Below are 25,126 nucleotides of genomic sequence, written 5' to 3'. Positions count from 1 at the left end.
GTTCAGCGCCTGCGTGCCGCGGTCCGGGTGGCCTTCGCCGGGGTGGCCTTGGCAGCTGCCGCCTTCGCCGGAGCGGCCCTGGTCGACGCCGCCTTCGCCGGGGTGGTCCTGGCCGACGCCGCCTTCGCCGTGGTCGCCTTGGCCGCGGTGCGCGCGGGGGCCGCCTTGGCCGTGTTGCGTGCCGAGGCCGCCTTGGCCGTGTTGCGTGCCGTCTTCACCGGCGCCGCCTTGGCCGTGTTGCGGGTGGCCTTGGCCGGCGCCGCCTTGGCCGTGTTGCGGGCGGTCCTGGTCGCCCCGGCGGTGCGTGCGCCACCGCTGGTGTTGGCGCCCGACGTACGCGTCTTCCGCGTCGTCTTGGCCTCGTTCGACTGGTCCCGGCCCGCCTTGGCCGCGGTGGAGTTGTTCGCCGCACGCTTGGCCGGCGACTTCGCGGTGACCTGCTTCGCGGCCTTCACGGCCCGTTTCGCGGTGACGGAGGCCGTACCCACCTCGGCCGCCATCTCGCTGACCGCCGCCTCAGCGGCCCGGGCCGCCTTGGTGACAGCCGACCTCGCAGCTTCCACAGCGGACCTGGCCCGAGCCGTCTGCGCGACCGCCCTCTTCTCAGCCGTCTTCAGCGCGGACGCCCGGCCGGCAGCCTTCACCGGTGCGGCCTTGCGCGCCCCGGCCCCGGTCGCCTTGCTCCCCGCAGACCGGGCAGCCGTGCTCTTCACAGCCGCACTCTTCGCCGCCGTGCTCTTGGCAGCCGTCCGCTTCGCCGCCGTGCTCTTGGCCGCCGCAGTCTTCGTCGCCGCAGTCTTCGTCGCTGTGCTCTTGGCAGCTGTGCTCTTGGTCGCCCGCGAACCGGTCGCCTTCGTGGCAGTCGCCTTCGTGGCAGCCACCTTCTTCGCGGTCGCCTTCGTGGCGGTCGCCTTCGTGGGAGTCGCCCTCGTGGCAGCCTTCGCAGCCGTGGCCTTGGCAGCTCCCGCCCTGGTCCTGGCCGCCTTCGTAGCCGTGGCCTTGGTCGCGGTCGCCTTCGTTGCCTTGCTCACAGTGGCCTTCGTGGCCTTGCTCGCCGTCGCCTTGGTTGCCGCGGCCCTGGTACCGGCCGCCTTGGTCGCCGTGGTCCTGGCCGCTGCAGTCTTCGTCGCGGTCCCCTTCGGAGCGGCCTTGGACGCAGTCGCCTTGGACGCAGTCGCCTTGGTAGCAGCGGCCCTCGTCGCAGTCGCCTTGGTCGCGGTCCCGGTGGCGGTTGCCTTGGCTGCGCTCTTGGACGCAGTCGCCTTGGTAGCCGCAGCCTTCGTCGCGGTCGCCTTGCCTGCGGTCTTGGCAGCCGTCGCCTTGGTCGCCGACGCCTTGGTCGCCGACGCCTTGGTCGCCGTGGACTTCGTGGCAGTCGGCTTGGGGGCCGTCTTCGAAACGGTCGCCTTGGCAGCAGCCTTGGGGGTGGTCGCCTTCATCCGGGTCGCCTTGGTGCCCGCCGGCTTGACCTCAGCCGTTCTTCCTGCGCCGGCCCTCGCCCCGACCGCCTTCGTGGCGGTGCCCTTCGGCGTGGCCCTGGAGGCCGTCGCCTTCGAACCGATGGCCTTCCTCGCGGGAGCCGCACCCCTCGGCCTCCGGCCCCGCACACCGCCGGGACGGCCGCTCGTCGCCGTCTCGGCCTCGAGTTCCGCCTCGGCCACAGCCTCGGCTGCCTTGGCCGCGGAACCCGCCGCCATCGCCGCCGTTCCTGCAGCCACTGCCGCGCTCTCCGCCGCCTTGGCCGCTTCACCGGCCGCCTGCGCCGCGTCTCCAGCCGCCGCGGCCGCCGTCTCGGTGATCTCGGCAGCAGCACCGGTAGCTTCCGCCGCCCCGGCCAGCCGCTCCGCACGCTCGGCGCGTTCCTCGGTTCCGGAGCGAGACGCATCGTCTCCGGCCGATTCCGCGGACCGGCCCGCATCCTCGCCGCCGAGTGCCGGGCGGAACGCCCGTTTCGCGGCACGGCTCGCGCGGATCGGGCGGACCAGGGGCGGTTTCTTGGCTGCCGCCACAGCCTCAGGCGTGGCCTCCTCGACCGGCGTCGACGCGCCGGTGGTCCGGTCGACCAGCATGGTGTCCGGTTCGCCGAGCGGTCCCGGCGCGGAAACCCGTGCGACACCCACCGCGGCCGCGTCCGGATTGTTTTCCGAACCGGCCGGCGACCCGCTGAACCGCAGCCCCGTCTCGGCGGATCCGACCGCCTCCAGATCGGGCCGGTCAGCTCCCCACTGCTCGGAGTCGCGCTCCGGGCTGGCCGGTCCGGCGGCCGGGGGGAACCAGCCGCCCAGGAACGGCACATCCGACAAGTGGCTGGGTTCCACGACGCCGGTCTGCGGCTCGGTCCCGGCCGCGCTCGCCGGCTCGTCGAGGTCCCCGGTGGAAACCGTGATCTGCGACTTCGGCAGGTTGCTCATCGCTGCCGCAACCCGGCGTGGCCTGCCACCGGCCCGCACCGGAGCCGCCGGCACGACCACACTGCCCGGCGACCGCCCTCGCCCGGAGGCGGCAGCCACCTTCGCCTGCCCTCGGCCGGGTGTAACAGCGCTCTTCGCCTGCCCACGGCCGGACGCGGCAGCGGTCTTGGCCCGGCCCTTCATGGGCTCGGCCGCCACTACAGCTTTCGTACGGGTCCGCGCCGGCCCGGCGGCTACAACAGCTTTGGACCGAGCCGCCCGGGGCACGGGTGCCGTCTTCGACCGTCCGGTCTGGACCGGTGTGCCGGCGGCGGTCCCGGCACGGCTCTTCGGAGCAGCTACCTTGCCCGCCGTCCATCCTGCCTGCGCGGGAACCTTCGCCTCGGGAGCCTTCTTGACCGCCGCCTTCGAGGCTGGGGCCTTCACCGCAGCGGCCCGCGTACTCGCCGCCTTGGGTGCCACGGCCTTGCTGACAGCCTTGGGCGCCGTCGCCTTCACACGAGTCGCCTTGGTGGCAGTGGCCTTGGTAGCGGCAGCCTTGGTGGCGACAGCCTTGGTGGGCGCAGCCTTCGTGGCCGCCTTGCCCGAGGCCGTCTTTCCGATCGTCGCCTTGGCCGGCTTCGCGGCGGCCGGTGTCTTCAGCGTCACCGACGTGGCAGCGGAGCGGGCCGCCTTCGAGGTGGTCGCGGCCGCGACGCGCTTGGCCGGCGCGATCTGCTTTGCCGACGTCGTCCGGGCCCCCTTCGCGGCCGGAGCAGCCTTGGTGGAGCCGCCCGCCCGGGGTGCGGGCGCCGTCTTCTTGGCGGCTGTCGCGGGTGTGTTCCGCACCGTTTTCGCCGTCGTCCGCGCAGCAGTCTTCGGAGCCTTCGGCCCAGCAGCCTTGGCAACAGCACTCTTGGGGCCGGCAGCTCGCGGGGTCGTCTTCGCAGCGACGGGCGCGGCCTTACGCGTGGACGCGGGCACCGCGACGGGCGCGGCCTTACGCCGGGGGGCGGGCGCGGCGGCGGACTTGGCCTTGGCGGCCGAAGCAGGGGCGGCGTTGCGGGCGGCGGCCGGCTTGGTCTTCGCGGCCGAAGCAGGGGCGGCGTTGCGGGCAGCAGCCGGCTTGGTTTTCGCGGCTGTGGTGGGTGCGGGGTTCCTGGAGGCAGTGGGCCTGCGGGCCGGGACGGCGGCGGCCGCGCTTCCACCCGTACCCGGGGAAGTGCTCTTGTTCTTTGAGGCCGCGCCGGGGGCAGCGGGTCTCGCCGAGGCCCTCTTTGAAGCGGGCATCGAGGCAGCGGGCATCGAGGTGTTCCTCCTTGCGGATGACTGCGGGCACGTCCGCGCCTGGGATGCGCGGCTCCGGTTGGACTCCCGGCACCGGGCGGTTAGCTGGCTTCCCCTGTCCAGCGGGCGTCCTCGGCATCCCAATCGGCATTGCGCTTCTCGACCGTCTCGAGTGCCCGCGTCGCTTCGTCAGCCGTGGCGTAGGGACCGAGCCGGTACTGAGCGGGACAGACGTCGTCGCCGCTCTCCACCCGGTGGTCGCGGAGGCACCAGAAGTAGCCCGCTCCGCCGAGCCCACTGTCGTTCATTCCATCACTGTGCCGCTAAAACCGGCCAAGCGCTACCGATTCGGGCAAAAAGTCCTAGATTTCCATTGTGGAAAGGCCAGAAAACGACGAAACCGCCCCGGCCGATATGGGCCGGGGCGGTTTCTGGCGCGTGGAGGTCAGCTCAGCTCGGTCGCGAGCAGCTCGGCGATCTGCACGGCGTTGAGCGCCGCACCCTTGCGGAGGTTGTCGTTGGAGATGAAGAAGGACAGTCCGTTCTCCGCGGTCGGGTCGACGCGGAACCGGCCCACGTAGGACGGATCGCGGCCGGCCGCCTGCAGCGGGGTGGGCACGTCGGAGATCTCGACGCCGGGCGCTGCGGCGAGCAGCTCACGCGCCTGCCCGGGCGTGAGCGGCCGGGCGAAGCGGGCGTTGACCTGGAGCGAGTGGCCGGTGAAGACCGGCACCCGCACACAGGTCCCGGAGACCAGCAGCTCGGGCAGGTCGAGGATCTTGCGGCTCTCGTTGCGGAGCTTCTGCTCCTCGTCGGTCTCGAAGCTGCCGTCGTCGACGAACGAGCCGGCCTGCGGGATGACGTTGAACGCGATCGGCTTCGGGAAGACCTTGGGCTCACCGAACTCCACCGCGGACCCGTCGTGGGTCAGCTCGGTCGCCCGGTCGGCCACCTTCTTGACCTGCTCGTCGAGCTCGGCCACGCCGGCCAGACCGGCGCCGCCGACGGCCTGGTAGGTGGTGGCGATGAAGGAGACCAGGCCGGCGGCGTCGTGCAGCGGGCGCAACACCGGCATCGCGGCCATCGTGGTGCAGTTCGGGTTGGCGATGATGCCCTTCGGGCGCACCCGGGCGGCGTCCGGGTTCACCTCGGCCACGACGAGCGGCACCTCGGGGTCCATCCGCCAGGCGGACGAGTTGTCGACGACGACCGCGCCGGTCTCGGCGACGCGTGGCGCGTACTCCTTGGAGCCGCCCTTTCCCGCGGAGAAGAGCACGATGTCGAGGCCGCGGTAGTCAGCCGTGGCGGCGTCCTCGACGGTCACCTCGCCGTCGCCCCAACCGAGGGTGCGGCCCGCGCTGCGGGCGGAGGCGAAGAGCCGGAGCTGGGTCACAGGGAACTGGCGCTCGGCCAGGATGCGGCGCATGACGCCACCGACCTGTCCCGTCGCGCCCACGATGCCGATCCTCATGGACACCAAAATACGGCCTGAACTGCGTACCAAGAAATCACGTTGTTCAAATAGTGGGAACGGTGTCCCACATTTGAGGATCGAAGGTCTAGCTTCGAGGGCATGGCGACGTACACGCACGGGCACCACGAGTCGGTCTTGCGCTCACACCGCTGGCGCACCGCAGAGAATTCGGCGGCGTACCTGTTGCCGCATCTTTCCTCCGGAATCTCCCTCCTGGACGTCGGATGCGGTCCGGGCACCATCACCGCCGACCTGGCGGGCAGGGTCACACCCGGCCGGGTCACCGCCCTGGAGCGCACCCCGGAGGCGCTCGGCCTGGCCCGCGACCAGATCGACCTGCCGAACGTGGACTTCGCGGTCGGTGACGTGCACGCCCTGGACTTCCCGGACGACAGCTTCGACGTGACCCACGCTCACCAGGTGCTGCAACACGTCGCCGACCCGGTGGCCGCGCTGCGCGAGATGCGCCGGGTCACCCGCCCCGGCGGGCTGGTCGCCGCGCGGGACAGCGACTACGCGGCCTTCACCTGGTTCCCGCTGTTGCCCGAGCTGGACGAGTGGCTGGCGCTGTACCAGCGGGTGGCCCGGGGCAACGGCGGCGAACCGGACGCCGGCCGGCGGATGCTGTCCTGGGCACGGGCGGCCGGGTTCACCGACATCACGGCCACGGCGAGCGTCTGGTGCTTCGCCGACGCGGAGGATCGCGCGTGGTGGGGCGGCATGTGGGCGGAACGGGTGCTGAAGTCGGAGATGGCCACGACCGCGCTGCGGACCGGCGCCGCGACCGAGGCCGACCTGCAGCGGATCTCGGCCGGCTGGCGGCAGTGGGCCGGCGACGAGGACGGCTGGCTGGCCATCACGCACGGCGAGATCCTCTGCCGGGTCTGATCCCCGCCGGGCCGGCCGGGATCAGGTGGGTGGGCGGAACGCCCAGTGCCACGGCTCGCGGGGGACGTTCTCGGTGAAGCCGTACTTCTCGGCGTTCTGCCGCATCCAGCTCAGCGCCTTGGTGTTCAGGTCCAGGTCGGTGGCCATGCCCCAGCCGTGCTCACTGGTGCCGGGTTTGGCCGCCAGACCGCCCTGCGAGTACAGGCCCTTGCGCCGGGCGAGATCCACCTGCTCGGTGTAGGGGCGGTACGAGTCCGTGATACCGATCGTCACGCCGTCCCGTTCGGCGTCCTCGATCATCCGGTTCAGGTTCTCCGCCGCCGGCGCCCACAGTTTGTGCCGAGTTCCACCGACCTGGGTCAGTGCGCTCTCCGGAATCCGTCCGTTCCCGTACGCGGCGAGGTCGACCGGAATACCCTTGGCGTTGAGTTTGTGTGCCTGATTCGTCGCCGTCGTCCCCTGTGCCGACGCCACGGCACTCTGCAGATGGTTCGCGAAGGTCGCACCGCTGGGCGTGGTGGTCCGAGCCGCGGTGGTCGTGGTGGCCTGCTGTGTCTGCAGCGCGATGATCCGGCTCTGGATGTCGGCGATGCGCGCGTTCACTCCCTCGATACCCACGCTTTCTCGTTCGGCGCACGCAACGAAAACTGAGCCGCAACGCGAAAAACCTCGTCAGCTCGCCGGTGCCCGGTCGCCCTCCAGGCGGACGGTGAGGTCGAGATCCAGCTCCGAGGTCCGGTCCCGCCTGTTCGGCAGGATGTTGGTGATCAGCACGATCAGGCAGCCGATCACCGCGTACAGCCCGAGGACCATGAGGTGCCGGCCGATCGGAGCGCCGGGGAAGTACAGGTTGTCGCGTACCGCCTGGACGCCGGCGCCGGTGGGCAGGTTCTCGCCGAGGTGCCGGCCGAACGCGGGAAGGAACTCGGGCAGGATGCTGGCGCCGGAGATCACCGTGCCGATCGTGAAATAGAACGCGCCGACCAGCGCGCCGGCCGGGCCGATCAACGCCACCGCGCCGGCCGTCGACCCGGTCACCGCCAGCGAGATCAGTGAGAAGATGCCGAGCATCTCCGCATGGTCGGCGCCGGCGCCGACGCCGAACCAGGTCATCGACCACAGCACCGCGGCGGCGGAGCCGACCGCGTAGAGGATCAGGGTGGCCAGGTGAGCAACGCCCCGGCGCCAGCTTCTTCGGGTACGCGGAATGAGCCGGCCCAGTCCCATCGAGGCGATCGTGCCGCCCAGTGAGAGCGCCTGGGTGAGGAATCCGAGCGAGACACCGTTCACGTCGTCCGCGGGCAACGGCACCACGTCGGTGACCCGGGGAGCGGCGACGAGCGCCTGTGCCTGCGCTGTGGCGATCCCGGCGCCGGTGAGCTGTGCCAGCTCCTCGGTCTTGCGCTGCTGCATCACGCTGCCGTAGGTCGAGCGCAGCAGTGCGGCGGCCGACGCCCCGGCGGCGCTCGCCACATAGAGCATCGGCTGGTCGCCGGTGAGGTCCACGCCGCCGTAGACGTCACGTTCCCGGATCGCCTCGGTGAGCCGCTCCGCCGACGGGAAGTCGGTGACCGCGAAAGCGCCGTCCTGCTCCAGCAGGCTGGTGGCCCGGGCGCGCTGCGCGCTGTCGGCGATCAGGCCGACCGGCAGGTCGTGCGGCGCCGCCCGGTGGCCCATGCCGAGGTAGTACGCCGTCAGCAGCAGCTGGACGAGCATGCCGATCGCGCACACCACGAACGCGAAGCGCCGGAAATCGACTTGGTTCTCCTCGGCCACGACCCGAGCCTCGCCGACCCGGGGGCGCCGTGCGGGCGATTCAGCCCAGATCGGCGGGATTCGTGTTGGCCCCGCAGAGCAGCACCACGACCCGCTCCCCCGGCTCCGGCCGGTACGCCCCCGACAGCAGCGCCGCCTGCGCCGCCGCGGTGCCGTGCTCGACCACGATCCGGTAGTCGTCCCAGAGCCGCCGGCGGGCGTCGACGATCGCCTCGTCGGACACGAGCACCGACCTGATCTTCGCTTCGGCCGCCATCTCGTACGCGATCTGCCCGGCCCGCCGAGCGCCCAGGGAGTCGGCCGCCACCCCGGAGACCGGCACGTCCACCGGCTCGCCGGCCGCCAGGGCCGCGTGCAGGGCACGGGAGGACTCCGGCTCCACCGCCACGATCCGCTTGTCGCCCAGCGCGGCGATCACGCCCGCGACCAGCCCGCCGCCGCCGACCGCCACGAGCACCGTGTCGAAACCGTCCGGCAGCTGTTCGAGCAGCTCCAGGCCGAGCGTGCCGTTGCCGGCCACCATCGCGGGATCGTCGTACGCGTGACAGAACAGCGCACCGCTCTCCTGCGCACGTTCGCTAGCGGCCGCGTACGCCTCCGCGTACTCGTTGCCCGCCTGCATCACCCGGGCGCCGAGCTTGCTGAGTTTCGCCACCTTCACCTGCGGCGCCGTGACCGGCACGAAGACCTCGGACAGCACACCCAGCTCGCGGGCCGCGAAGGCGGCGGCCAGGCCGGCGTTGCCCCCGGAGGCCGCGATGATCCCGGCGTCCGGGAGCGCGCCCCGCTCCATGCCGGTGAGGATCTGGTTGACCATGCCGCGTGTCTTGAAGGAGCCGGCGAGCTGCAGGTATTCGAGTTTGAACCACAGGTCCGGACCGGCGCCGAGGATCGGGGTGCGGCGGATCCGCCCGTGCACACGGCGACCGGCGGCCTGCACCTCGGAAAGACTGATCATCAGGAGGAAAGGTTACGCGACACTCCAGCTCGCCCGGCTGGAAGGGACCGGTAAACGCTCACCGACCAGGCGGGCGAGATCGAGTAATCGGTTCGAGAAGCCCCACTCGTTGTCGAACCAGCCGCGCACCTTCACCCCGCCGTCCGCGGTGGTCTGCGTGCCGGACGGGTCGAACAGGCAGGAGGCGGGGTTGTTCTTCACGTCGATCGACACGGTGGGGTCCGGGTCGTACGCCAGGATGCCGCGCATCGCCCCGGCCGCGGCCTCCGCCATCGCCCGGTTGACCTCCTCGACCGTGACCGGCACGTCGGTCTGGCCGGACAGTTCGGCCAGCGAGCCCACCGGGGTCGGCACGCAGTAGTAGCTGTACCGCATCTCGCCGATCTCCGGCAGCGCCGCCCGCACCAGGTCACCGACCACGTAGTTGTGCGGGATGATGCTCTCCGCCGTGGCCCGGCCGAGCCGCGGGTCGTCGCGGGACGTGTCGATCACCGAGTCCTGCACACGCTGCCAGCCCTGGCTCGCCAGCATCACCGAGGTGTTCACCGAGCGCAGGCCGAAGCGGTCGAGCAGCACCTTCGCCATCACGGTGAGGGCGTTCACCCCGCACGAGGCGGGCGAGACCACGTCGTGCGCCGACGGGTCGTAACTGAGGTGGTTCGCCCCGACGACCAGGAACGCGTCCGGGTCGTCGGCCGAAGCACTGATCACCACCTTGCGCGCGCCACCGTGGGTGATGTGGGTCCGGGCCGTGCTGCCCGCCCGGAACCGGCCCGTCGCCTCGATGACCACGTCGACACCCTCCTGCGCCCACGGGATCCGATCGGGGCGCTCCTGATGGAAGGCCCGGATCGTGTGGTCGTTCACCACGAGGTAATCACCGCGTGCGGTCACCGTGCCCGGGAAGGGGCCGCGGAGACTGTCGCGGCGCAGCCCGTACGCGAGCTTCTCGGTGGACGCGATGTCGTTCACGGCGGCGATCTCCACGCCCGCATGGGGCAGGGAGGCGACGATCCGGGTCAGGCTCCGGCCGATCCGCCCGAGTCCGTTGATCCCGATCGCGACAGTCATCGAGCGCTCCTCGACTCCGGATGCTTTGTCAGCATTTTTGCCGTGACCCGGCTGCCCCGTTTCCGTAAGCGTCCACCCGCCGTCACGACACCGACACTATGAGTTGTGCAAGTTGCACGTCAACGCACGACACTCTCACACCGCCGCAGTGATCGTCTTCGAAGCCCGCAAGACACTGTGGACTTTCTTGCGGCATGCTGTGGACGTGCCCATATTCGTCTCCCACGCCGTCCCGGACGGGCCATGGTCACAGTGGATGGCCCGCGAACTCAGGGCCGCCGGGCACCAGGTGCACATCGACGTGGCAGGTGCCGATTTCGCCGAACGGATTTCAACCGCGCTTTCCGGCAACGCCCTCGTTCTTGTGCTCTTCTCCGCCGAACATCGCGGAACGGACGCCGACTGGACCCGGATCGCAGCCGGATCCACACCCATCGGCCGGCTCGTCGTCCTCCGCCTCGACGCCGCCGGCCCACCGGCGCCGCTGCACGCGGTGCCATGCCGGAGCCTGCACGGCCTGGACGAGGAAGACGCCCTGGACCTGCTGCTCAGCCTCGTCGGCGGACCACGCCGCTGAGGACCGTTACGCGAGGAACGCGCGGTAGAACAGGATCAACCCGATCACCGTGCCGAACGTGACGATGAGACGGCGGAGAACCCGGGCGGGCAGGCGACGGGCGAGACGCGCTCCCCCGTACCCCCCGACGATCGTGGCCGGCGCGAGCGTGAGCGCCGCACCCCAGTCGACGTCCGCGAAGATCGCGAAGACCAGCAGCGTGATCAGGCCGACCGTCGCGGAGAGCACGTTCTTCAACGCGTTGATCCGCTTCAGCGGCTCGTCGAGGATCAGCGCGAGCGCCGCCACGTACATGACCCCGAGCGCCGCCCCGAAATAGCCGCCGTAGATCGCGCCGACGAACACCACCGCCTGCAACGTGACCGCCGCCCGGCGCGGCGACATCGCCCGCGGATGCCCGACCAGGCCCCGCAACCGCTCCTGGAAAGCCAGCGTCGCCGCCGCCGCCAGCACCAGGAACGGCACCACCACCTCGAACGCCCGCGCCGGCGTGAGCAGCAGCAGCGCACACCCGGCCGCGCTGCCGACCACGGCCGACACCACCGTCACCCGCACCCGCCGCCCCTGTCCGGCCAGATCGGCGCGGCTGCCCACCACGCTCGACACATAGCCGGGAAAGACCGAGACCGAATTGGTGACGTTCGCCTCCACCGACGGCAGCCCGATAGCGATCAGGGTCGGGAACGTGATCAACGACCCACCACCGGCGATGGCGTTGACCGCACCGGCGGCGACACCCGCCGACACCAGCAGCAGAATGTGCGCGATATCCATGGTGGGAGTGAATCTACGGCCTGCGGGCACCCGGAAACCCACGGCACGTACTATTGCGGCGCGACGGACGAGTCGGCTGGGCGGCCGCGTCGGCGCCCTTCGAGGCGTCACCGAGGAACGTCCGGACTCCGCAGAGCAGGGTGGTTGTTAACGGCAACCCGGGGCGACCCGCGGGACAGTGCCACAGAGAACAGACCGCCGGCACGCGCCACGGCGCGGCGCCGGTAAGGGTGAAACGGTGAGGTAAGAGCTCACCAGCACCCCGGGTGACCGGGGTGGCTAGGTAAACCCCACCCGGAGCAAGGCCAAGCAAGGCCGCCGCCGCGAGGCGGTGGCCGGCGCAGGCGTTCGAGGGCTGCTCGCCCGAGCCTGCGGGTAGGCCGCACGAGCCTGCCGGCGACGGCAGGCCGAGATGGATGGCCGCCACCGGCGACTTCGGTCGCCGGCCACAGAATCCGGCGTACAGGCCGGCTCGTCCGCCGCCCTCAAGGCCACGACTGCCTTGAGGGCTCTGACTTCTCCCTGTTACTAGGCGCCCTTGGCCAACATTGGGCGACCCTGGCTGACGCCCGACGCCCTGGAGACGCCCTGTCGCAGCACACCAGGAGCACCCCGCCCTTTACACCACGTCACTGGTCGGCCACGCTCGCAGCGTTCTTCGGCCGCCCCTGGCCGGTGCCGAGTCAGACAGGGTCGATCACGAGGTCGGTCACCTGGTCGTCCATGATGCCGAACACGAACGCGAAGGTCAGCGGCCCACCGGGGAAATCACCGTTTCCGGAGGCCACCAAGCGGTCGCCCGCGAACGAGGTCGGCGTGATCACGATCTTGGGGCTGATCAGGTGCGCCTGGATCCACTCGCGGATCTCGGCCGCGCCGGCGTAGGTCTTCCCGTCGTCGCGCACGGTGGCCCCGTCGCCGAAGAGCGCGGCCAGCGCGTTCCCGTCGTGCGCGTTGGTGGCCGCGATGAAGTTCTCGACAGCCTTCGGCAGAGTGATGTCGTTCATTTGTGTTCTCCGATCTTTCTCGGGTGCCCGGGCGCGGGCGCGTCCTGGCACATTTCTGCGCCACCTCAGCAGCAAGATGGCGATGCTGCGTGCGCGGTGTGGTCACTTCCGCGAGTTACCGAAACAGCTTCTGGTGCCCGGCTCAGAAGTCCGCACCGCGGGAGAGCTTTTCGTTCGCGCGCAGCTCCGCGAGTGCGTTCTCGTGCATCGCGACAACGACGTCGTAACCAGAGTTGCCGAGCACGATCCGTTTCGGCGGAACGGGTGCGTTCATTGCGCTGATCACGGCCTGCACTCCACGTCGAGGGTTGCCCGCCTGCTTGCCGTCGGCGTCCACGAACGCCGCCTTGACGCCCTCGACCATCGGCACGTAGGCGTCGACGGTCTCGTCGACGGGCTCACTCCGGAAGCTGGCGAAGGCCTTGGTGCGGAACGCTCCCGGCTCGACGACGAGCACGCGCACACCGAACGGCTCGACTTCATCGCGCAGTGTCTCCGACAGGCCTTCGAGCGCGAACTTCGCCGCCGCGTAGTAACCGAACCCCGGTGCGCCGACAAGACCTGCCACCGACGACATGTTCACGATCCAGCCGGCGCCGCGGGCCCGCATACCCGGCAGGACCGCGCGCGTCATCTCGACCACGGCGAACAGGTTGAGGTCGAACGTGCGGCGGATCGTCTCGTCAGGGGACCCCTCGACCGAGCCGAACCAGCCACGGCCCGCGTTGTTGACGAGCACATCGATCCCGCCGAACCGCTCCTCTGCCGTCTTGACCGCCGCACGCACCTGCCCGGCATCGGTGACATCGAGCTGGAGAACCAGCACCCGGTCACCGTGCGGTTCAGCCCACTCCTGCAGTTCAGCGGGCCGGCGCGCGGTCACCACCACCTGATCACCCTGTTCCAGCGCAGCCTCGGCATACACCAGGCCGAACCCTCCGGGCGTTCCGCCAGTGATGAACCAAGTCCTCATGGACTTCTCCTCTCGCTATAGCAAGCAATGTAGCGCTATATAAGCTACTATAGCAAGCATGCCAAACGCACGAGATCGACTCCTGCTCGCCGCGGCGGAATTACTGCAGAGCGGCGCGACGGTTTCCACGAGAACGGTGTGCGAACGCGCCGGGGTGCAAGCCCCGACGCTGTACCACCACTTCGGCAGCAAGCAGGGCCTGATCGACGCCGTGGCCAACCACGGCTTCACCCAGTACACGGCGGTCGAGAACTCCGGCGACCCGCTGCACGACCTGCGCGAGGGCTGGGACAGGCACGTGCAGTTCGGGCTCGAGCACCCCTCGTTCTACGGGCTGCTCTACGGCCGTGCCGAGCCGGGAAAGCCCTGCGCCGTCACCGCACCCGCACACGCCGCATTACGCGAGCGGCTCACCGCCGCCGCCGCCGTGGGCCTGCTCAAGGTGCCGGCCGACGACGCCGCCGAACAGGTGCTCGCTGCCAACGTCGGCATCACGCTCACCTTGATCAGCCAGCCGAAGCCGGACTTCGCGCTTTCCGGGCGCGTCCGCGAGGCCGCGCTGGCCGGGGTCCTGCACACGTCCACCGCCGACGCCACCGCGACCCGGGCGAGCGCCGCACTGACATTGCGTGCGCTGGTCGGCAACGACCCGGGCGACCTCACCGCCGGCGAACGCGCGCTGCTCGGCGAGCTGCTGGACCGCCTGGCCGGCTAGACAGTCCGGCGTACCGGCCGGTTCGGTCGGCGCCGGGCTGTCTCGCGGGACGGGGAACGACCCGGGGGACAGCAGCCCTAGCGCACCCGGCGGGTCGAGCGGGCGACGATCTTCTCGTACTCCGGGTGCTTGTCGAGCCACCCACTGAGGAACGGGCACATCGGCACCACCGTCCGCCCTTTCGCGCGTGCGTCGTCCATCGCCGCGCGGGCCAGCGCCGACCCCGCGGCCTCGTCGGTGAACGTCGTGTGGGTGTGCACCACGATGTTTCCGCTCACCTGGTAGGTCGCCACGCCGGCCACCTCGCCCGCCTCGTCACGCGCCTCGAAGCGCTCCTTCTCGGGGACGTCACTCACTGTGAAACTCACCCGGCGATTCAACCACTTCCGGCGGTCACGGGGCTCGGTGTGCCCCGGCCAGCAGAGGGCCCTCGCCGGCCGGGGCGCGGTCCGCGGTGAGGATCTCCTCGACGGTGCGCTCCGCGCGTACCCTCGCCTTCTCCGCCGCCTTGGCCGCCCGCAACCGTGCCGTTTCCGCCCGGGCCTGCTCCTCGGCGGCCTTCGCCGCCTGTTTCGCCTGCCGCGTCTGCGCGGCTTTCGCGGCCCGGGCGCGCGCCACCTCGGGGTCGAGCTTGCGGCTCGGCCGCACCTCCTTGATCACCGAGACCTCGCGTTCTTCGATCGCTGCGAAGTCCGGGCGGATCTTGGCGGCCACCCATTCGACGCCGGCCACCAATCCGACCACCAGGGCGAAGATGATGCGCAGGCCGAGCGGGCCGGGTGCGGCGAAGTTGACCGCCGCGGAGATGACCACGACGACGGCGAGGATCTTCATGGCGGCGCGTTTGGCGTCGGCGGCCATCCCGGTGGTCTGCGTGATCGTCAGCATCGAGAGCATGGCCAGGTCGAAGACGGCGGGCACGATCCAGGCGAACATGCCGGCGCCGAGCGCGGCCAGGTAGTGCGCCTGGTGCAGATAGCTGGCCGCCAGCGCGCCGATCAGGATCAGGCTGTTGGCGCGCTTGATGGTCCGGATGGCCCGGAGCATGCCGGGCACCGCGCCCTTGGCGTACTCGGTGGCGAACTGGGCCGTAAGACTCGACTGACTGGACACCGTGAGGCTCCTCCGGGCGGGACAGAACGCCGCAGGAGCGACAAGGGCGACGTCAGAGACGAACGCTACCGGATGGGACGCGAGTGGCACTCCGATTCGCCGAGCTTGCGGTCGGCGAGAACAAAAAGCCGGCCGGCGCCCTCGCGGACGCCGGCCGAACCGGGTGGGGAATCAGGTGGAGGAGACGTTGTCGACCGGGGTGGTGCGCTGCTTCTCGATCCGGGGGTCACCCTCGTCGGCGAAGTAGTCGGTGGGCTCGGTGCCGTCCACGCCCTCGGGTGTCTTCGCCGCCCGCAGGGCCAGCGTGACGATCGCCGCCACCAGCAGGTTGACCAGCACCGTGACGAAGCCGACGTAGATCGTCTTCGAGGTGTCGAAGCCGAACTCGGACAGCGGGAAGGCCGACCCGCCGAAGTGCTTGCGCCCGGTCGCGGCGTTCGGGATCTGCCAGAGCATCCAGAAGCCGAGCGCCATGCCGGCCGCCCAGCCGGCGATCAGCGCGCCGCGGTGCAGCCAGCGGGTGTAGAGGCCGATGACCACGGCCGGCGCGGTCTGCAGGATGATCACGCCGCCGATCAGCTGCAGGTCGATGGAGAACTGCGGGTCGAGGAAGACGATGCAGGCCACCGCGCCGACCTTCACGACCAGCGAGGTGATCTTGGCAACGTTCGCCTCCTGCGCGTGGGTGGCGTCCTTGCGCAGGTACTCCTTGTAGATGTTGCGGGTGAACAGGTTCGCCGCGGCGATCGACATGATGGCGGCGGGCACCAGCGCGCCGATGCCGATCGCGGCGAACGCGAGGCCGGCGAACCAGGACGGGAACTGCTGATCGAAGAGCAGCGGCACCACGGTGTTGCTGTCCACGGTGCCGGGGCTGGCGCCGGGCAGCGGTTTCACCCCGGCCGCGATGGCCATGTACCCGAGCAGCGCGATCAGGCCGAGCAGCAGGCTGTACGCCGGCAGCGCCGACATGTTCCGCTTGATCACGTCCCGGTTCTTGCTGGCCAGTACGCCGGTGATGCTGTGCGGGTAGAGGAAGAGCGCCAGTGCCGAGCCGAGCGCCAGCGTCATGTACTGCAGCTGGTTGTTGGCGTTCAGCAGGATGCCGTCGTTGGGCGCCGGTGACGCCTGGAACTTCGCGTCGGCGGCGTCGAAGATCGCACCCCAGCCGCCCAGCTTGTACGGCAGCCAGAGCACCGCCACCAGGATCACGATGTAGATCAGGGTGTCTTTCACGAACGCGATCAGCGCGGGCGCCCGCAGCCCGGACTGATAGGTGTAGGCGGCCAGGATCGCGAACGCGATGATGATCGGCAGGTGCCGGGCGAGGACGCTGTCGCCGGTCACGCCCATCGTCTTGAGGACCGCTTCGATGCCGATCAACTGCAGGGCGATGTACGGCATGGTCGCCACGATCCCGGTGATCGCGATGAGCAGCGCCAGCAGCGGCGAGTCGAACCGGGTGCGGACGAAGTCGGCCGGCGTCACGAAGCCGTGCCGGTGCGACACCGACCAGAGCCGGATCAGGATCAGGAAGAAGAGCGGATAGATCACCACGGTGTACGGCACCGCGAAGAACCCGGCCGCGCCGGCGCCGAAGATCAGGGCGGGGACCGCGACGAAGGTGTACGCCGTGTAGAGGTCACCGCCGACCAGGAACCAGGTGATCCAGCCGCCGAAGCTGCGCCCGCCCAGGCCCCATTCGTCCAGGTGCGCCATGTCCTTCGGCGCGCGCCAGCGGGACGCGACGAAACCCATCCCGCTGACCAGCAGGAACAGGAACGTGAAGACGACGATCTCGGTGATGTGCTCGCTCATCCGCGCCCACCCCGCTTCGTCATCCGATAGACGATCGTCGTGGTGGTGACGCCCAGCAGGATGAAGGCGAACTGCAGCCAGTAGAACATCGGGAAGCCGGCGATACGCGGCTCGTCGTGGTTGTAGAGCACCGTCAGCAGCGGCACCACGATCGGTATGAGCAGCAGCCAGTTCCAGGGACTTCTATCGGTACGCGGAGTTTCCGGCTCAGCCATGGTTCTCCCTTGTCCAGGCATTGCGTGTGGCTTACGTCACGCTAACGAGGCATCGGAAGATCGGGCGATACCTGGTGCGCCGAACGGCCGAGGCGCTGCGCCGAATGGACCGTGCTCACAGTGATGGGCGGCGCCGGAGTTCAGCGCCGCCCATCGTGGAGAACGAGAACCTACTTCAGGCCGGCCGCGATCGCCCTGGTCAGCGACGCCTTGTCGTCGTCACCGTCGAGCGACCACATCATGGCGCCGCCCAGGCCCTTGACCCGGATGTAGAGCGCCTTCTGCAGCAGGACGGCCGGGTCGTCGTACGTCCAGAAGGTCGTTCCGTCGTACAGCCAGGCGTGCCCGTTACGCAGGTCGCGGTGGACGGTGAAGCCCTGCGAGCGCAGATTCTTGAGCACCTTGTAGTCCTCGGTGCCGGCCGCATGCACGCCCGGCGCCGGGCCGGTCGCGGCCCCGAACAGGCCGTTACGCCCGCCGGTGACGCCGGTCCAGCCCTGCCCGTAGTATGGAACGCCGAGGATCAGCTTCCGCTTCGGCGCACCGCCGGCGAGCCACGCGTTGATCGTGTTCTCCACCGAGAAGTCCGGGTTGTCCGGCGCGCCCGCGGGGACCCGCAGCGCCGACTGCTGGTTGGCCACCGGCTCCCACGTGCCGTGGAAGTCGTAGCCCTGCACGGTCGCGAAGTCCAGGTACTTGAAGATCTTGTCGACCTCGAAGCCCGCGTCGATCTTCGCCGGGGCCGCCGGGACGAACGCGGTGAGCAGGTACTTCTTCTTGGTGCTCCGGCTCAGCTTGTCGAACTGGGCGCGGAACTCCTGGACCAGCGCGGTGAAGTTCTGCTTGTCCTCGGGCCGGATGACGTTGCCGGTGTTGCCGGACGAGCCGGGCCACTCCCAGTCCAGGTCGACGCCGTCGAAGATGCCGGCGCCGGTGCCCGCGGGCAGGCCGGTCAGGTTGCCCTTGATCCACAGATCGATGCAGGAGGACACCAGCTTCTTGCGGGAGGCGTCGGTCAGCACCGCGTCCGAGAAGTACGCCGAACCGGTCCAGCCGCCGAGCGAGATCAGCGCCTTGAGCTTCGGGTTCTTCTTCTTCAGCTCGGCCAGCTGGTTCAGGTTGCCGGAGATCGGCTGGCCGGCCACGTCGGCCACGCCGTCCACACTGTTCTCCGCGGAGAACGGCGTCTGCCAGTCGGCCCACGGGTCGGACGAGGCACAGACGCCGTCCGCGGTGACCGGCCCGAACGCGTAGTTGATGTGGGTGAGCTTGGCCGCCGCCCCCGACTGCTGCACGTCGGCGAGCTGGAAGTCGCGGCCGTAGATGCCCCACTGGGTGAAGTACGCAACCTTCAGATAGTCGTCTTTTTCATGTGCCTGAGCGGGAGTCGGTGCGGCCGCCACGAGTGTCACGGCAGCGGCCGCCACGGCGATGAGGCGGCGGGTGGAACCGCGCATGAGTCCTCCAGGGCGAAACGTTGAAGAAAGTTTCCTAATCGAGGAAGCTAAACGTCACGCCCTGGCGGGTCAACAGCGACTATCGAAGATGGGCGGTCTCGTTGACCGAACGCACCGCGATGTTGCCGTCCGGCCACACGTCCATCGTGGAGACGCCGGCCGCGTCCAGGAACAGCCGATGCAGGAAGGCGTCGCCGGCGGCGAGCGCGTCGCGCAGGATCAGCTTGATCGGGGAGACGTGCGAGACAAGAACGACGGTCTTTCCGGGGTACGCCGAAAGCACGGTCGCCATGGCCCGGCGAACTCGTTTCGCCACGGCCTGGAACGACTCACCGCCCGGCGGCGCGACGCTGGTGGAGTCCAGCCACGCCTGCATCTCGGCCGGCCACTGCTCCTGCACCTCGGCGAAGGTCCGCGCCTCCCAGGCCCCGAAGTCGCACTCGATCAGGTCCGCCATCACCGTGACCGGCACCCCGCCCACCTCGGCTGCGATCAGCTCCGCGGTGCGCGTACACCGGGACAGGGGTGAGGCGACGACCGCCGCGACGTCGCGGCAGATGCCCGCCACCCGCCCGGCCGCGGCCATCGCCTGGGCCTCGCCCTCGTCGGTGAGCGGCACGTCGCCGCGCCCGGAGTACCGGCCCTGCGCGGTCAGCGGGGTCGCGCCGTGCCGGACCAGGATGATCCGTGTCGCGTTCTCCAGCGACGGTGGCGCCCAGGACCGCGGCTTGGCCGCCGCCGAAGGCAGGGCGGTCGCGGCCGGCACGTCGGGGACACGCTTGCCGGCGGCCTCGTCCATCGCGCGGTTCGCGAGGGCGTCGGCCTCCTTGTTCCGCTCCCGGGGGATCCAGTCGAAGGTGACCTCGGCGAACTTGCCGACCAGCACGGCCGCCTCGGCGGCGAGCGGGCGCAGACCCGGGTTCTTGATCTGCCAGCGGCCGGACATCTGCTCGATGACCAGCTTGGAGTCCATCCGGACGTCGACCCGGTCGGCGTTCAGCTCGGCGGCCGCGCGCAGGCCCGCGATCAGGCCGGAGTACTCCGCGACGTTGTTCGTGGTGACCCCGAGCGAGTCGAACCGCTCCAGCAGCACCTCGCCGGTGGCCGCCTCCTTGACCACGGCGCCGTAACCGGCCGGACCGGGATTGCCCCGGGAACCGCCGTCCGCCTCGACGACGACGCGCAGGCTCACAGCCCGGACTCCGCGGTGCGCACCATGATCCGGCGGCACTCCTCGCAGCGGACCACGTCGTCGGCCGGAGCCGCCTTCACCCGGGCCAGGTCGGCGCCGTAGAGCTCGATCCGGCAGGCGCCGCAGCGCCCGGCGCGAACCAGCGCGGCGCCCATCCCGGTCTCGGTGCGGATCTTGTCGTAGAGGGTGATCAGGTCGGCCGGGAGGTCCCCGGCCAGCGGAACCCGGGCGGCGGTCTTGAACTCGTGCTCCTGGCGCAGCTCGGTCAGGCTCTCGTCGCGGCGGCGCTCGGCGTCGGTGCGCCTGCTGACCGCCGTGGTCAGCCGGCCCTGCACCTCGTCCAGGGTCGCCGCGGCGGCCTCCCGCTGCTCCATCAGCTCCAGTTCGGCGTCCTCCAGCTCGGACTGCCGCCGGTTCAGCGTGGCCAGCTCGTGCTCGAGGCCCTCGATCTCCTTGAGCGCGCCGCCGGACTTGAGCCGCTGCTGGTCCTTCTCCTTGCGGAGCCGGACCTGCTCGATGTCCTTCTCGTACCGGGAGATGTCCCGGTCCAGGTCGTCGACGGCGACCTGGGCACGGACCCGTTCGTCCTCGAGCGCGGAGATCTCGCGCGCCGCGGCGTCGATCTCGGCGAGCTCGGGCAGCGTCTTGCGGCGGTGCGCGAGCTGGGCGAGGGCGGTGTCGACGGCCTGCAGGTCGAGCAGGCGGCGCTGAGCTTCCGGGGCGGCCTTCACGGGTGGATCTCCTTCTGGTCGGAAGCGGAATGGACGGTCCAGGGGTCGGTGTCCAGATCGGACACGACCACGTCGACGGGAAAACCGGCACGCAGCCAGACCGCCACGTCGTCGAGCCAGGGTCGCTCGCTCGCCCAGTGTGCGACGTCGAGCAGGGCCGGGCCACCATCCGCCAGATGCTCGCCGGCCGGGTGATGACGAAGATCGGCACAGAGGTACGCGTCGACGCCCGCCCGGGCAGCGACGGTCAGGAAGGAATCGCCCGCGCCACCGCAGACCGCGAGCGTCCGGATCGTCCGTCGCGGGTCGCCGGCCGCGCGGACCCCGGCGGCGGTCGGCGGCAGGCGCCGGGCGGCGAACCGGGTCAACTCCTCGAGGGTGAGCGGTTCCGGCAGCTCGCCGATCCGGCCCAGGCCGCGCCCGTCGCCGGCAGCCGCGCCCTCGGCGGGCGCCAGCGGTCGCAGGCCGGTCAGGTCGAGACGGGCGGCGAGCGCGTCGGAGACGCCGGGATTGGCCACGTCAGCGTTGGTGTGCGCGGTGTAGAGCGCCACCCCGGCCCGGATCAGCCGGTGGATGATCCGGCCCTTGAAGGTGTCCGGGGCGATCGACGAGACCGGCTTCAACAGCAGCGGGTGGTGCGCGACGATCATGTCGGCGCTGGCGCCGAGCGCCTCGTCGACGGTCTCCGGGACGCAGTCGACGACGCAGAGGACGCGCTCGACCGGCTGGTCGAACTCACCGAGCACCAGGCCCACGCGGTCCCAGGACTCCGCCCAGGCCCGTGGGTAACGGGCGTCCAGGGCGTCGGTCAGGGTGCGGACGGTGCAGTCGGTCACGAGGCGAAACTCTATATGCCTAAGGAACCGCTCCAGGCTCGACTCGGCTGCTCGCCGCCTTCACCGCCGGGCTGACCGCCTGCAGAGCGCGCCGCCACGGGAACTGCCCGCGGAACCGGTCGGTCTGACCGGGTCCGCCCAGCCGGCACACGTCCTCGCCGTAGAGCACGTGCACACCCCAGTCCCGCAACTTGGCGAGACTCTCGTGCAGCGCGGGGTGCAGGGCCATCACCCGGTTGGTGTACGGCACCACCGCGGTCGGGATGCCGTATCCGTACCCCTCGACGAGCAGGCCGAGCACCAGGGTGTCGGTGATCCCGGCGGCCCACTTGTTGACCGTGTTCACCGTGGCGGGCGCGACGATCATCGCGTCCGCCGGCGGCAGCACGTCCGGGTCGCCGGGACTCTTGTACGACGAGCGCACCGGATGTCCGGTCTGAGCCTGCAGGGCCGCCACGTCGACGAACTTGCGGCCGTCCGGGGTGGTGACCACGCACACGTCCCAGCCCTCGTTCTGGGCGAGCGTGACCAGGATCCCGACGTCCCGGGCCATCGGTGAGCCGCACACCAGCACGTACAGAACACCGGGTGAGGGGTTGCCCGTCATCACGCGCGGACCCCCCACGCGCCACGCGTGACCCGAGTGAAGGCCCCCCTCATACACCGACTCCCATCTGCTCGGCCAGCTCCGCGATCGGAGCCGGGGGTGTGCCCCGGGTGCGCCGGAGCACGTCGGAAAGGACCTCGTGGGCGAGCGGGCGGCAGCGGATCTCCGACGGGGCGAGCCGGTCGCCCTCCAGGAGCATCTCGCCGGCCCTCTCGATGTCGCCGATCTGCGTGTAGCCACGGGCGATGTCCAGGTAGTGATGGGCACGCCGCTCCGGGAGCATGGCGTTGAACCCTTCCTTGTTCATCCGCTCGTGCGCCTCCACCGCGAGCCGCCCGTCGCCCAGCTCGACCGCGGTGGCGCAGCGGTGAAGCTCCACGTTGGTCGGGCCGAAGCTGGTCCAGTAGTGGTTGAAGTCGCCGCCCAGCTGCAGCGACGCCTGCTCGGCGCCGCACAGCAGGTCGCGCACGGTCGCACTGTCGCCGATCCGGGCAGCCGACATGGCGCCGTTGAGCAGCAGCATCCCGTACACCGAGAGCTGGTCCCCGCGGGGCCGCTCGGAACCGGGCGCCAGCCGGTTGGCGATGTTGACGTTCACCTCGAGCGACGGCCGCACCCGGCCCAGCGCGAGCAGCGCGCTGCCCACCCGGTAACTGGCCAGCCCGGCCAGCAACTGGTCGCCGGCCCGCTGCGAGACCGCGATCGACCGGTCCGCGGCCAGCCAGGACAGTTCGTGCTCGCCGACCTTGCGCAGCGCCGACGAGGCGATCTGATAGACCTGGCCGAGCAGGTGCGCGGCGTGCGGCGCCTCGTCGCTGTTGGCATGCGCGCTGTCCGCGGCCTGCGCGTCGCGCAGGAGCTTGGGCAGCGCCCGGGCCAGTACGCCGTACTTGGCGTGCTGATAGGTCAGCCAGGCATGGCTGACCGCTTTGCGCATCTCGGTGAGCGGTGGCGAATTCGGCACCGCCTGAAAGAACGCGCTCATCTGGTCATAACGCTCCAGAGCCGCACGAATCTCCTCGACCTCGACTTGGTCGATGCAGTTCTGCGTCTCCGGCTTGCGCTCCACCTCTTTGCCCAGCAGCAGCTGGACATCGACCTGGAGCACGTCCGCGATGTCGTACACGACAGAGAACTTGTCGAGCCGGCGGACTCCCCGCTCCACCTTGTCGACCCAGCTCTTCGATTTGCCCAGCCGGTCCGCGAACACCTGCTGGGACATCTTGCGTCGGCCCCGCCAATAGGCGACGCGGCGGCCGATCGGCAGCTCGTCCACGGTGCCTCCCCCACTCAACCGACGGCCCCTCCGCCGGTGAGCCATCCGGTGTCACTCGCAGTGTGGACCGCTCACGCTCGCACATGTCGCACAGCGTGTGTGATCGCCTGCTCACCGATGCTCGTAGTTTTCGTTGCAACATGCAAAGGGTGAATCTGACCGGGCCAACGATGAACGTCACGACGGGATACGGCCTGCTCGCCCGATCTGGCACGTTCGACCTGGGGAGTGGACCAGCGGTCAGCCGTTCGTCCGATCCGGCGCCCTCGATCGGCTCGGCCGCGATCGGCTCGGCCGCGATCGGCTCAGCCTCGATCGGCTCGGCTCAGGCGGCCAGATCCCGGTAGGCGGCGATCACCGCGGTGGTGCGGTCGGCCAGATCCGGGCCGCTGTCCGCGGCGGCCGGGGCGCCGGTCACCCGGGCCAGCGTGCGCTCCGCGTACCGGGCGGTGGCGGCCACCTGCCGCTCCCGGATGAAGCTCTCACCGGCCCGCGCCGCGGTGTCGATGCTGCGCAGGATCCGGTCCGCGGCCGCGTCCTCGGCGCGCCACAGCTGCTCCGTGCGCTCCCGCTGCTCGTCCACAGCGGACCGGGCCGGGCTGTCCGCCGGGATGTCGGCGTTGCGGACCCCGTCCAGCTCGGCGCGCAGCCGCGTCAGCTCCTGCCGGCGGGCCAGCACCCCGCCCAACTCGCCCAGCGCCCGGGTCAGCGACCGGTCGGCGAGGACGGGATCGATCATGCCGCCGAGGGCGGGCCAGGTAGCGCGGACCCGGCGCGAGGCGATCACGGCACGCTCGAACGCGGCACGCTCGGCGGCGGTCCACAACACGGGCGACTCGGTGTCACGGGGCACGGCGATCACCCCACGCCGGGCGGCGCGGGCCTGCATCCGCCACACCTGGGCCACCAGCGCCGTGCTGCCCGCCATGACCAGCCACCAGTTCATCCCGGCGGCGGCGAGAACGGCCGACAGCAGCATCAGCGGGAGCGCCAGCCGGGCGGCGACGGTCACCCGCTCCGCGCGGGTGCGCCCCGAGGGCGGCCGGGGGAAGGACTCGACCAGCGATCCGGTCCGGGTGCGCCGCAGGCGCCCGCTGCGGGCCTTCAAGGGGTACGCGGAGACGACCACCTTCTCGGTGTCCACGCCGATGTGCAGTTCCGTGCTCACGGCCGGCCTCCGTCTCGCCCCGCATCCGGGCGGGCCCGGCCGCCGAGGGGAAACCGGCCGGGACCCGCCCACCGGCGGGTACTCCCCGCCGGCAATAAGGGTTTCGGTTCCCCGGCGGGCTGGTTGAGGTTGCCGGTGGTGCATGCCGGGTGCGTGCCGGGCGCGATTCGGTGCGGGCCCACGCCGGCTCGATCCTCGCGTCCGTATCCTCGCGTCCGTCTTGATCCTCGCGTCCGTATCCTCGCGTCCGTGGAAGCGGTCGATCTGGTGTTGCGCAAGTACGACGGGCGGCCGCACCGGCGGGTGACCGGCCGGCTGCTCGGAACCGACGAGTACGGCACGTGGATCGGCACGCCACGCGGCACCCGGGTCCACTTCAGCTACGGCCGGCGCCGGGTCGAGACCACCCGGCAGGACGCGGTCCGCCTGCTGCCGTACGACGGCTGGTGGATGGCGATGTTCCTGGCCGAGCCGAGCCGCTCGGAGGTCTACTGCGACGTCACCACGCCGGCCGAACGCACCGGCCCCGCCGAGTTCACCGTGATCGACCTGGACATCGACCTGATCCGGTTCCGCGCCGACGGCCGGGTCGTGATCGACGACGAGGACGAGTTCGAGGCGCACCGCCACCAGTTCGGTTACCCCGATGAGGTGGTGACCCGGGCCACCGGCGCGGCCGCCGACCTGCACCGGGCGCTCACCGGCGGCGCCGAGCCGTTCGCCACCCATTACCGCAGCTGGATGAGCCGCCTGCCCACGACGGCGGAACACCCTCGGCGACGCTGGTTCCGCTGACCGCGACCACCTCCCGCCACCGCGGTGA

Annotated in this window: 25 protein-coding genes and 1 other RNA gene; 5 read left to right on the top strand and 21 right to left on the bottom strand. The window is 70.6% G+C overall.

The window, feature by feature from the left end; genetic code table 11:
• Positions 1–2: 2 nt before the first annotated feature.
• The 3 genes from AC0NH5_RS18585 to AC0NH5_RS18575 form a co-directional block, all read right to left on the bottom strand.
• The gene (locus tag AC0NH5_RS18585) at positions 3–3,239 is read right to left on the bottom strand and encodes a hypothetical protein (protein ID WP_474405318.1); all 3,237 of its coding nucleotides are present in this window, start codon (positions 3,237–3,239) and stop codon (positions 3–5) included.
• Between the two features lie 539 nt (positions 3,240–3,778).
• Positions 3,779–3,985, bottom strand: coding sequence for a hypothetical protein (locus tag AC0NH5_RS18580; RefSeq protein ID WP_474405316.1), 207 nt, complete (start codon positions 3,983–3,985; stop codon positions 3,779–3,781).
• Positions 3,986–4,122: 137 nt separating this feature from the next.
• Positions 4,123–5,148 carry an aspartate-semialdehyde dehydrogenase gene (locus tag AC0NH5_RS18575; protein ID WP_474405314.1) on the bottom strand — a complete coding sequence of 342 codons (1,026 nt, stop codon included), beginning with the start codon at positions 5,146–5,148 and terminating at the stop codon, positions 4,123–4,125.
• A gap of 102 nt (positions 5,149–5,250) precedes the next feature.
• On the opposite strand from AC0NH5_RS18575, the gene AC0NH5_RS18570 reads away from it, so the two are divergent.
• The gene (locus tag AC0NH5_RS18570) at positions 5,251–6,039 is read left to right on the top strand and encodes a methyltransferase domain-containing protein (RefSeq protein ID WP_474405313.1); all 789 of its coding nucleotides are present in this window, start codon (positions 5,251–5,253) and stop codon (positions 6,037–6,039) included.
• A gap of 21 nt (positions 6,040–6,060) precedes the next feature.
• Here AC0NH5_RS18570 and AC0NH5_RS18565 read toward each other — a convergent pair whose 3' ends face one another.
• Genes AC0NH5_RS18565 through AC0NH5_RS18550 form a run of 4 tightly spaced genes read right to left on the bottom strand, consistent with a single transcriptional unit; the run spans position 6,061 to position 9,844 of the window.
• Entirely contained in the window at positions 6,061–6,657 is a 597-nt protein-coding gene (locus tag AC0NH5_RS18565) for a M15 family metallopeptidase (RefSeq protein WP_474405312.1), read from the bottom strand.
• Between the two features lie 54 nt (positions 6,658–6,711).
• Positions 6,712–7,815: a hypothetical protein gene (locus AC0NH5_RS18560; protein WP_474405311.1), complete on the bottom strand. Its 1,104-nt coding sequence runs from the start codon at positions 7,813–7,815 to the stop codon at positions 6,712–6,714.
• 40 nt (positions 7,816–7,855) lie between these two features.
• Entirely contained in the window at positions 7,856–8,773 is a 918-nt protein-coding gene (locus AC0NH5_RS18555) for a serine/threonine dehydratase (RefSeq protein ID WP_474405309.1), read from the bottom strand.
• A gap of 12 nt (positions 8,774–8,785) precedes the next feature.
• Positions 8,786–9,844, bottom strand: coding sequence for a type I glyceraldehyde-3-phosphate dehydrogenase (locus AC0NH5_RS18550; protein ID WP_474405308.1), 1,059 nt, complete (start codon positions 9,842–9,844; stop codon positions 8,786–8,788).
• Positions 9,845–9,956: 112 nt separating this feature from the next.
• Between AC0NH5_RS18550 and AC0NH5_RS18545 the strand changes: the two genes are divergently transcribed.
• Positions 9,957–10,421 carry a toll/interleukin-1 receptor domain-containing protein gene (locus tag AC0NH5_RS18545; RefSeq protein WP_474405306.1) on the top strand — a complete coding sequence of 155 codons (465 nt, stop codon included), beginning with the start codon at positions 9,957–9,959 and terminating at the stop codon, positions 10,419–10,421.
• Positions 10,422–10,427: 6 nt separating this feature from the next.
• On the opposite strand, the gene AC0NH5_RS18540 is transcribed toward AC0NH5_RS18545, so the two are convergent.
• Positions 10,428–11,195, bottom strand: coding sequence for a sulfite exporter TauE/SafE family protein (locus AC0NH5_RS18540; RefSeq protein ID WP_474405304.1), 768 nt, complete (start codon positions 11,193–11,195; stop codon positions 10,428–10,430).
• 68 nt (positions 11,196–11,263) lie between these two features.
• Here AC0NH5_RS18540 and rnpB point away from each other — a divergent pair.
• Positions 11,264–11,674, top strand: an RNA gene (rnpB, locus tag AC0NH5_RS18535) — RNase P RNA component class A.
• Between the two features lie 204 nt (positions 11,675–11,878).
• Here rnpB and AC0NH5_RS18530 read toward each other — a convergent pair.
• Complete coding sequence (locus AC0NH5_RS18530; RefSeq protein ID WP_474405303.1) at positions 11,879–12,202, bottom strand: nuclear transport factor 2 family protein; 324 nt, start codon at positions 12,200–12,202, stop codon at positions 11,879–11,881.
• 142 nt (positions 12,203–12,344) lie between these two features.
• Positions 12,345–13,175: an SDR family NAD(P)-dependent oxidoreductase gene (locus AC0NH5_RS18525; protein WP_474405301.1), complete on the bottom strand. Its 831-nt coding sequence runs from the start codon at positions 13,173–13,175 to the stop codon at positions 12,345–12,347.
• Between the two features lie 58 nt (positions 13,176–13,233).
• Between AC0NH5_RS18525 and AC0NH5_RS18520 the strand changes: the two genes are divergently transcribed.
• Positions 13,234–13,890, top strand: coding sequence for a TetR/AcrR family transcriptional regulator (locus AC0NH5_RS18520; protein WP_474405300.1), 657 nt, complete (start codon positions 13,234–13,236; stop codon positions 13,888–13,890).
• Between the two features lie 77 nt (positions 13,891–13,967).
• Here AC0NH5_RS18520 and AC0NH5_RS18515 read toward each other — a convergent pair whose 3' ends face one another.
• The 11 genes from AC0NH5_RS18515 to AC0NH5_RS18465 form a co-directional block, all read right to left on the bottom strand.
• Complete coding sequence (locus AC0NH5_RS18515; RefSeq protein ID WP_474405299.1) at positions 13,968–14,258, bottom strand: N-acetyltransferase; 291 nt, start codon at positions 14,256–14,258, stop codon at positions 13,968–13,970.
• A 25-nt stretch (positions 14,259–14,283) separates the two neighbouring features.
• A complete protein-coding gene (locus AC0NH5_RS18510; protein WP_474405297.1) occupies positions 14,284–15,003 on the bottom strand; it encodes a DUF2637 domain-containing protein in 720 nt (239 codons plus the stop codon).
• Positions 15,004–15,174: 171 nt separating this feature from the next.
• Complete coding sequence (gene mctP / locus AC0NH5_RS18505) at positions 15,175–16,821, bottom strand: monocarboxylate uptake permease MctP (RefSeq protein ID WP_474405296.1); 1,647 nt, start codon at positions 16,819–16,821, stop codon at positions 15,175–15,177.
• Positions 16,818–17,036, bottom strand: a complete 219-nt coding sequence (locus tag AC0NH5_RS18500; RefSeq protein ID WP_474405294.1) for a DUF3311 domain-containing protein — start codon at positions 17,034–17,036, stop codon at positions 16,818–16,820. Before AC0NH5_RS18500 ends, mctP begins: the two co-directional genes overlap by 4 nt.
• 170 nt (positions 17,037–17,206) lie before the next feature.
• Positions 17,207–18,493 carry a glycoside hydrolase family 18 protein gene (locus tag AC0NH5_RS18495; protein WP_474405292.1) on the bottom strand — a complete coding sequence of 429 codons (1,287 nt, stop codon included), beginning with the start codon at positions 18,491–18,493 and terminating at the stop codon, positions 17,207–17,209.
• A gap of 79 nt (positions 18,494–18,572) precedes the next feature.
• Positions 18,573–19,685, bottom strand: coding sequence for a bifunctional RNase H/acid phosphatase (locus tag AC0NH5_RS18490; protein ID WP_474405290.1), 1,113 nt, complete (start codon positions 19,683–19,685; stop codon positions 18,573–18,575).
• Positions 19,682–20,416, bottom strand: a complete 735-nt coding sequence (locus tag AC0NH5_RS18485) for a zinc ribbon domain-containing protein (RefSeq protein WP_474405288.1) — start codon at positions 20,414–20,416, stop codon at positions 19,682–19,684. Before AC0NH5_RS18485 ends, AC0NH5_RS18490 begins: the two co-directional genes overlap by 4 nt.
• Entirely contained in the window at positions 20,413–21,228 is an 816-nt protein-coding gene (locus AC0NH5_RS18480) for a Nif3-like dinuclear metal center hexameric protein (protein ID WP_474405686.1), read from the bottom strand. The genes AC0NH5_RS18485 and AC0NH5_RS18480 overlap by 4 nt, the downstream gene beginning before the upstream one ends.
• Before the next feature lie 43 nt (positions 21,229–21,271).
• Complete coding sequence (locus AC0NH5_RS18475; protein WP_474405286.1) at positions 21,272–21,859, bottom strand: flavoprotein; 588 nt, start codon at positions 21,857–21,859, stop codon at positions 21,272–21,274.
• 49 nt (positions 21,860–21,908) lie between these two features.
• Positions 21,909–23,135: a helix-turn-helix domain-containing protein gene (locus tag AC0NH5_RS18470; RefSeq protein WP_474405284.1), complete on the bottom strand. Its 1,227-nt coding sequence runs from the start codon at positions 23,133–23,135 to the stop codon at positions 21,909–21,911.
• A gap of 325 nt (positions 23,136–23,460) precedes the next feature.
• Positions 23,461–24,303 carry a hypothetical protein gene (locus AC0NH5_RS18465; RefSeq protein ID WP_474405282.1) on the bottom strand — a complete coding sequence of 281 codons (843 nt, stop codon included), beginning with the start codon at positions 24,301–24,303 and terminating at the stop codon, positions 23,461–23,463.
• Between the two features lie 249 nt (positions 24,304–24,552).
• On the opposite strand from AC0NH5_RS18465, the gene AC0NH5_RS18460 reads away from it, so the two are divergent.
• Positions 24,553–25,098 (top strand): DUF402 domain-containing protein, encoded by a 546-nt coding sequence (locus AC0NH5_RS18460; protein ID WP_474405280.1) that lies wholly within the window; start codon positions 24,553–24,555, stop codon positions 25,096–25,098.
• The last annotated feature ends 28 nt before the right edge of the window (positions 25,099–25,126 follow it).

Source organism: Actinoplanes sp. 13 (assembly GCF_056134165.1).
This window is presented reverse-complemented; position numbering and strand designations above follow the sequence as displayed.

Excerpts from the sequence above, each read along its gene's own strand:
- AC0NH5_RS18580 (WP_474405316.1), bottom strand. The coding sequence starts at position 3,985 with ATGAACGACAGTGGGCTCGGCGGAGCGGGCTACTTCTGGTGCCTCCGC.
- AC0NH5_RS18575 (WP_474405314.1), bottom strand. The coding sequence starts at position 5,148 with ATGAGGATCGGCATCGTGGGCGCGACGGGACAGGTCGGTGGCGTCATG.
- AC0NH5_RS18570 (WP_474405313.1), top strand. The coding sequence starts at position 5,251 with ATGGCGACGTACACGCACGGGCACCACGAGTCGGTCTTGCGCTCACAC.
- AC0NH5_RS18555 (WP_474405309.1), bottom strand. The coding sequence starts at position 8,773 with ATGATCAGTCTTTCCGAGGTGCAGGCCGCCGGTCGCCGTGTGCACGGG.
- AC0NH5_RS18550 (WP_474405308.1), bottom strand. The coding sequence starts at position 9,844 with ATGACTGTCGCGATCGGGATCAACGGACTCGGGCGGATCGGCCGGAGC.
- AC0NH5_RS18540 (WP_474405304.1), bottom strand. The coding sequence starts at position 11,195 with ATGGATATCGCGCACATTCTGCTGCTGGTGTCGGCGGGTGTCGCCGCC.
- AC0NH5_RS18530 (WP_474405303.1), bottom strand. The coding sequence starts at position 12,202 with ATGAACGACATCACTCTGCCGAAGGCTGTCGAGAACTTCATCGCGGCC.
- AC0NH5_RS18525 (WP_474405301.1), bottom strand. The coding sequence starts at position 13,175 with ATGAGGACTTGGTTCATCACTGGCGGAACGCCCGGAGGGTTCGGCCTG.
- AC0NH5_RS18520 (WP_474405300.1), top strand. The coding sequence starts at position 13,234 with ATGCCAAACGCACGAGATCGACTCCTGCTCGCCGCGGCGGAATTACTG.
- mctP (WP_474405296.1), bottom strand. The coding sequence starts at position 16,821 with ATGAGCGAGCACATCACCGAGATCGTCGTCTTCACGTTCCTGTTCCTG.
- AC0NH5_RS18500 (WP_474405294.1), bottom strand. The coding sequence starts at position 17,036 with ATGGCTGAGCCGGAAACTCCGCGTACCGATAGAAGTCCCTGGAACTGG.
- AC0NH5_RS18495 (WP_474405292.1), bottom strand. The coding sequence starts at position 18,493 with ATGCGCGGTTCCACCCGCCGCCTCATCGCCGTGGCGGCCGCTGCCGTG.
- AC0NH5_RS18475 (WP_474405286.1), bottom strand. The coding sequence starts at position 21,859 with ATGACGGGCAACCCCTCACCCGGTGTTCTGTACGTGCTGGTGTGCGGC.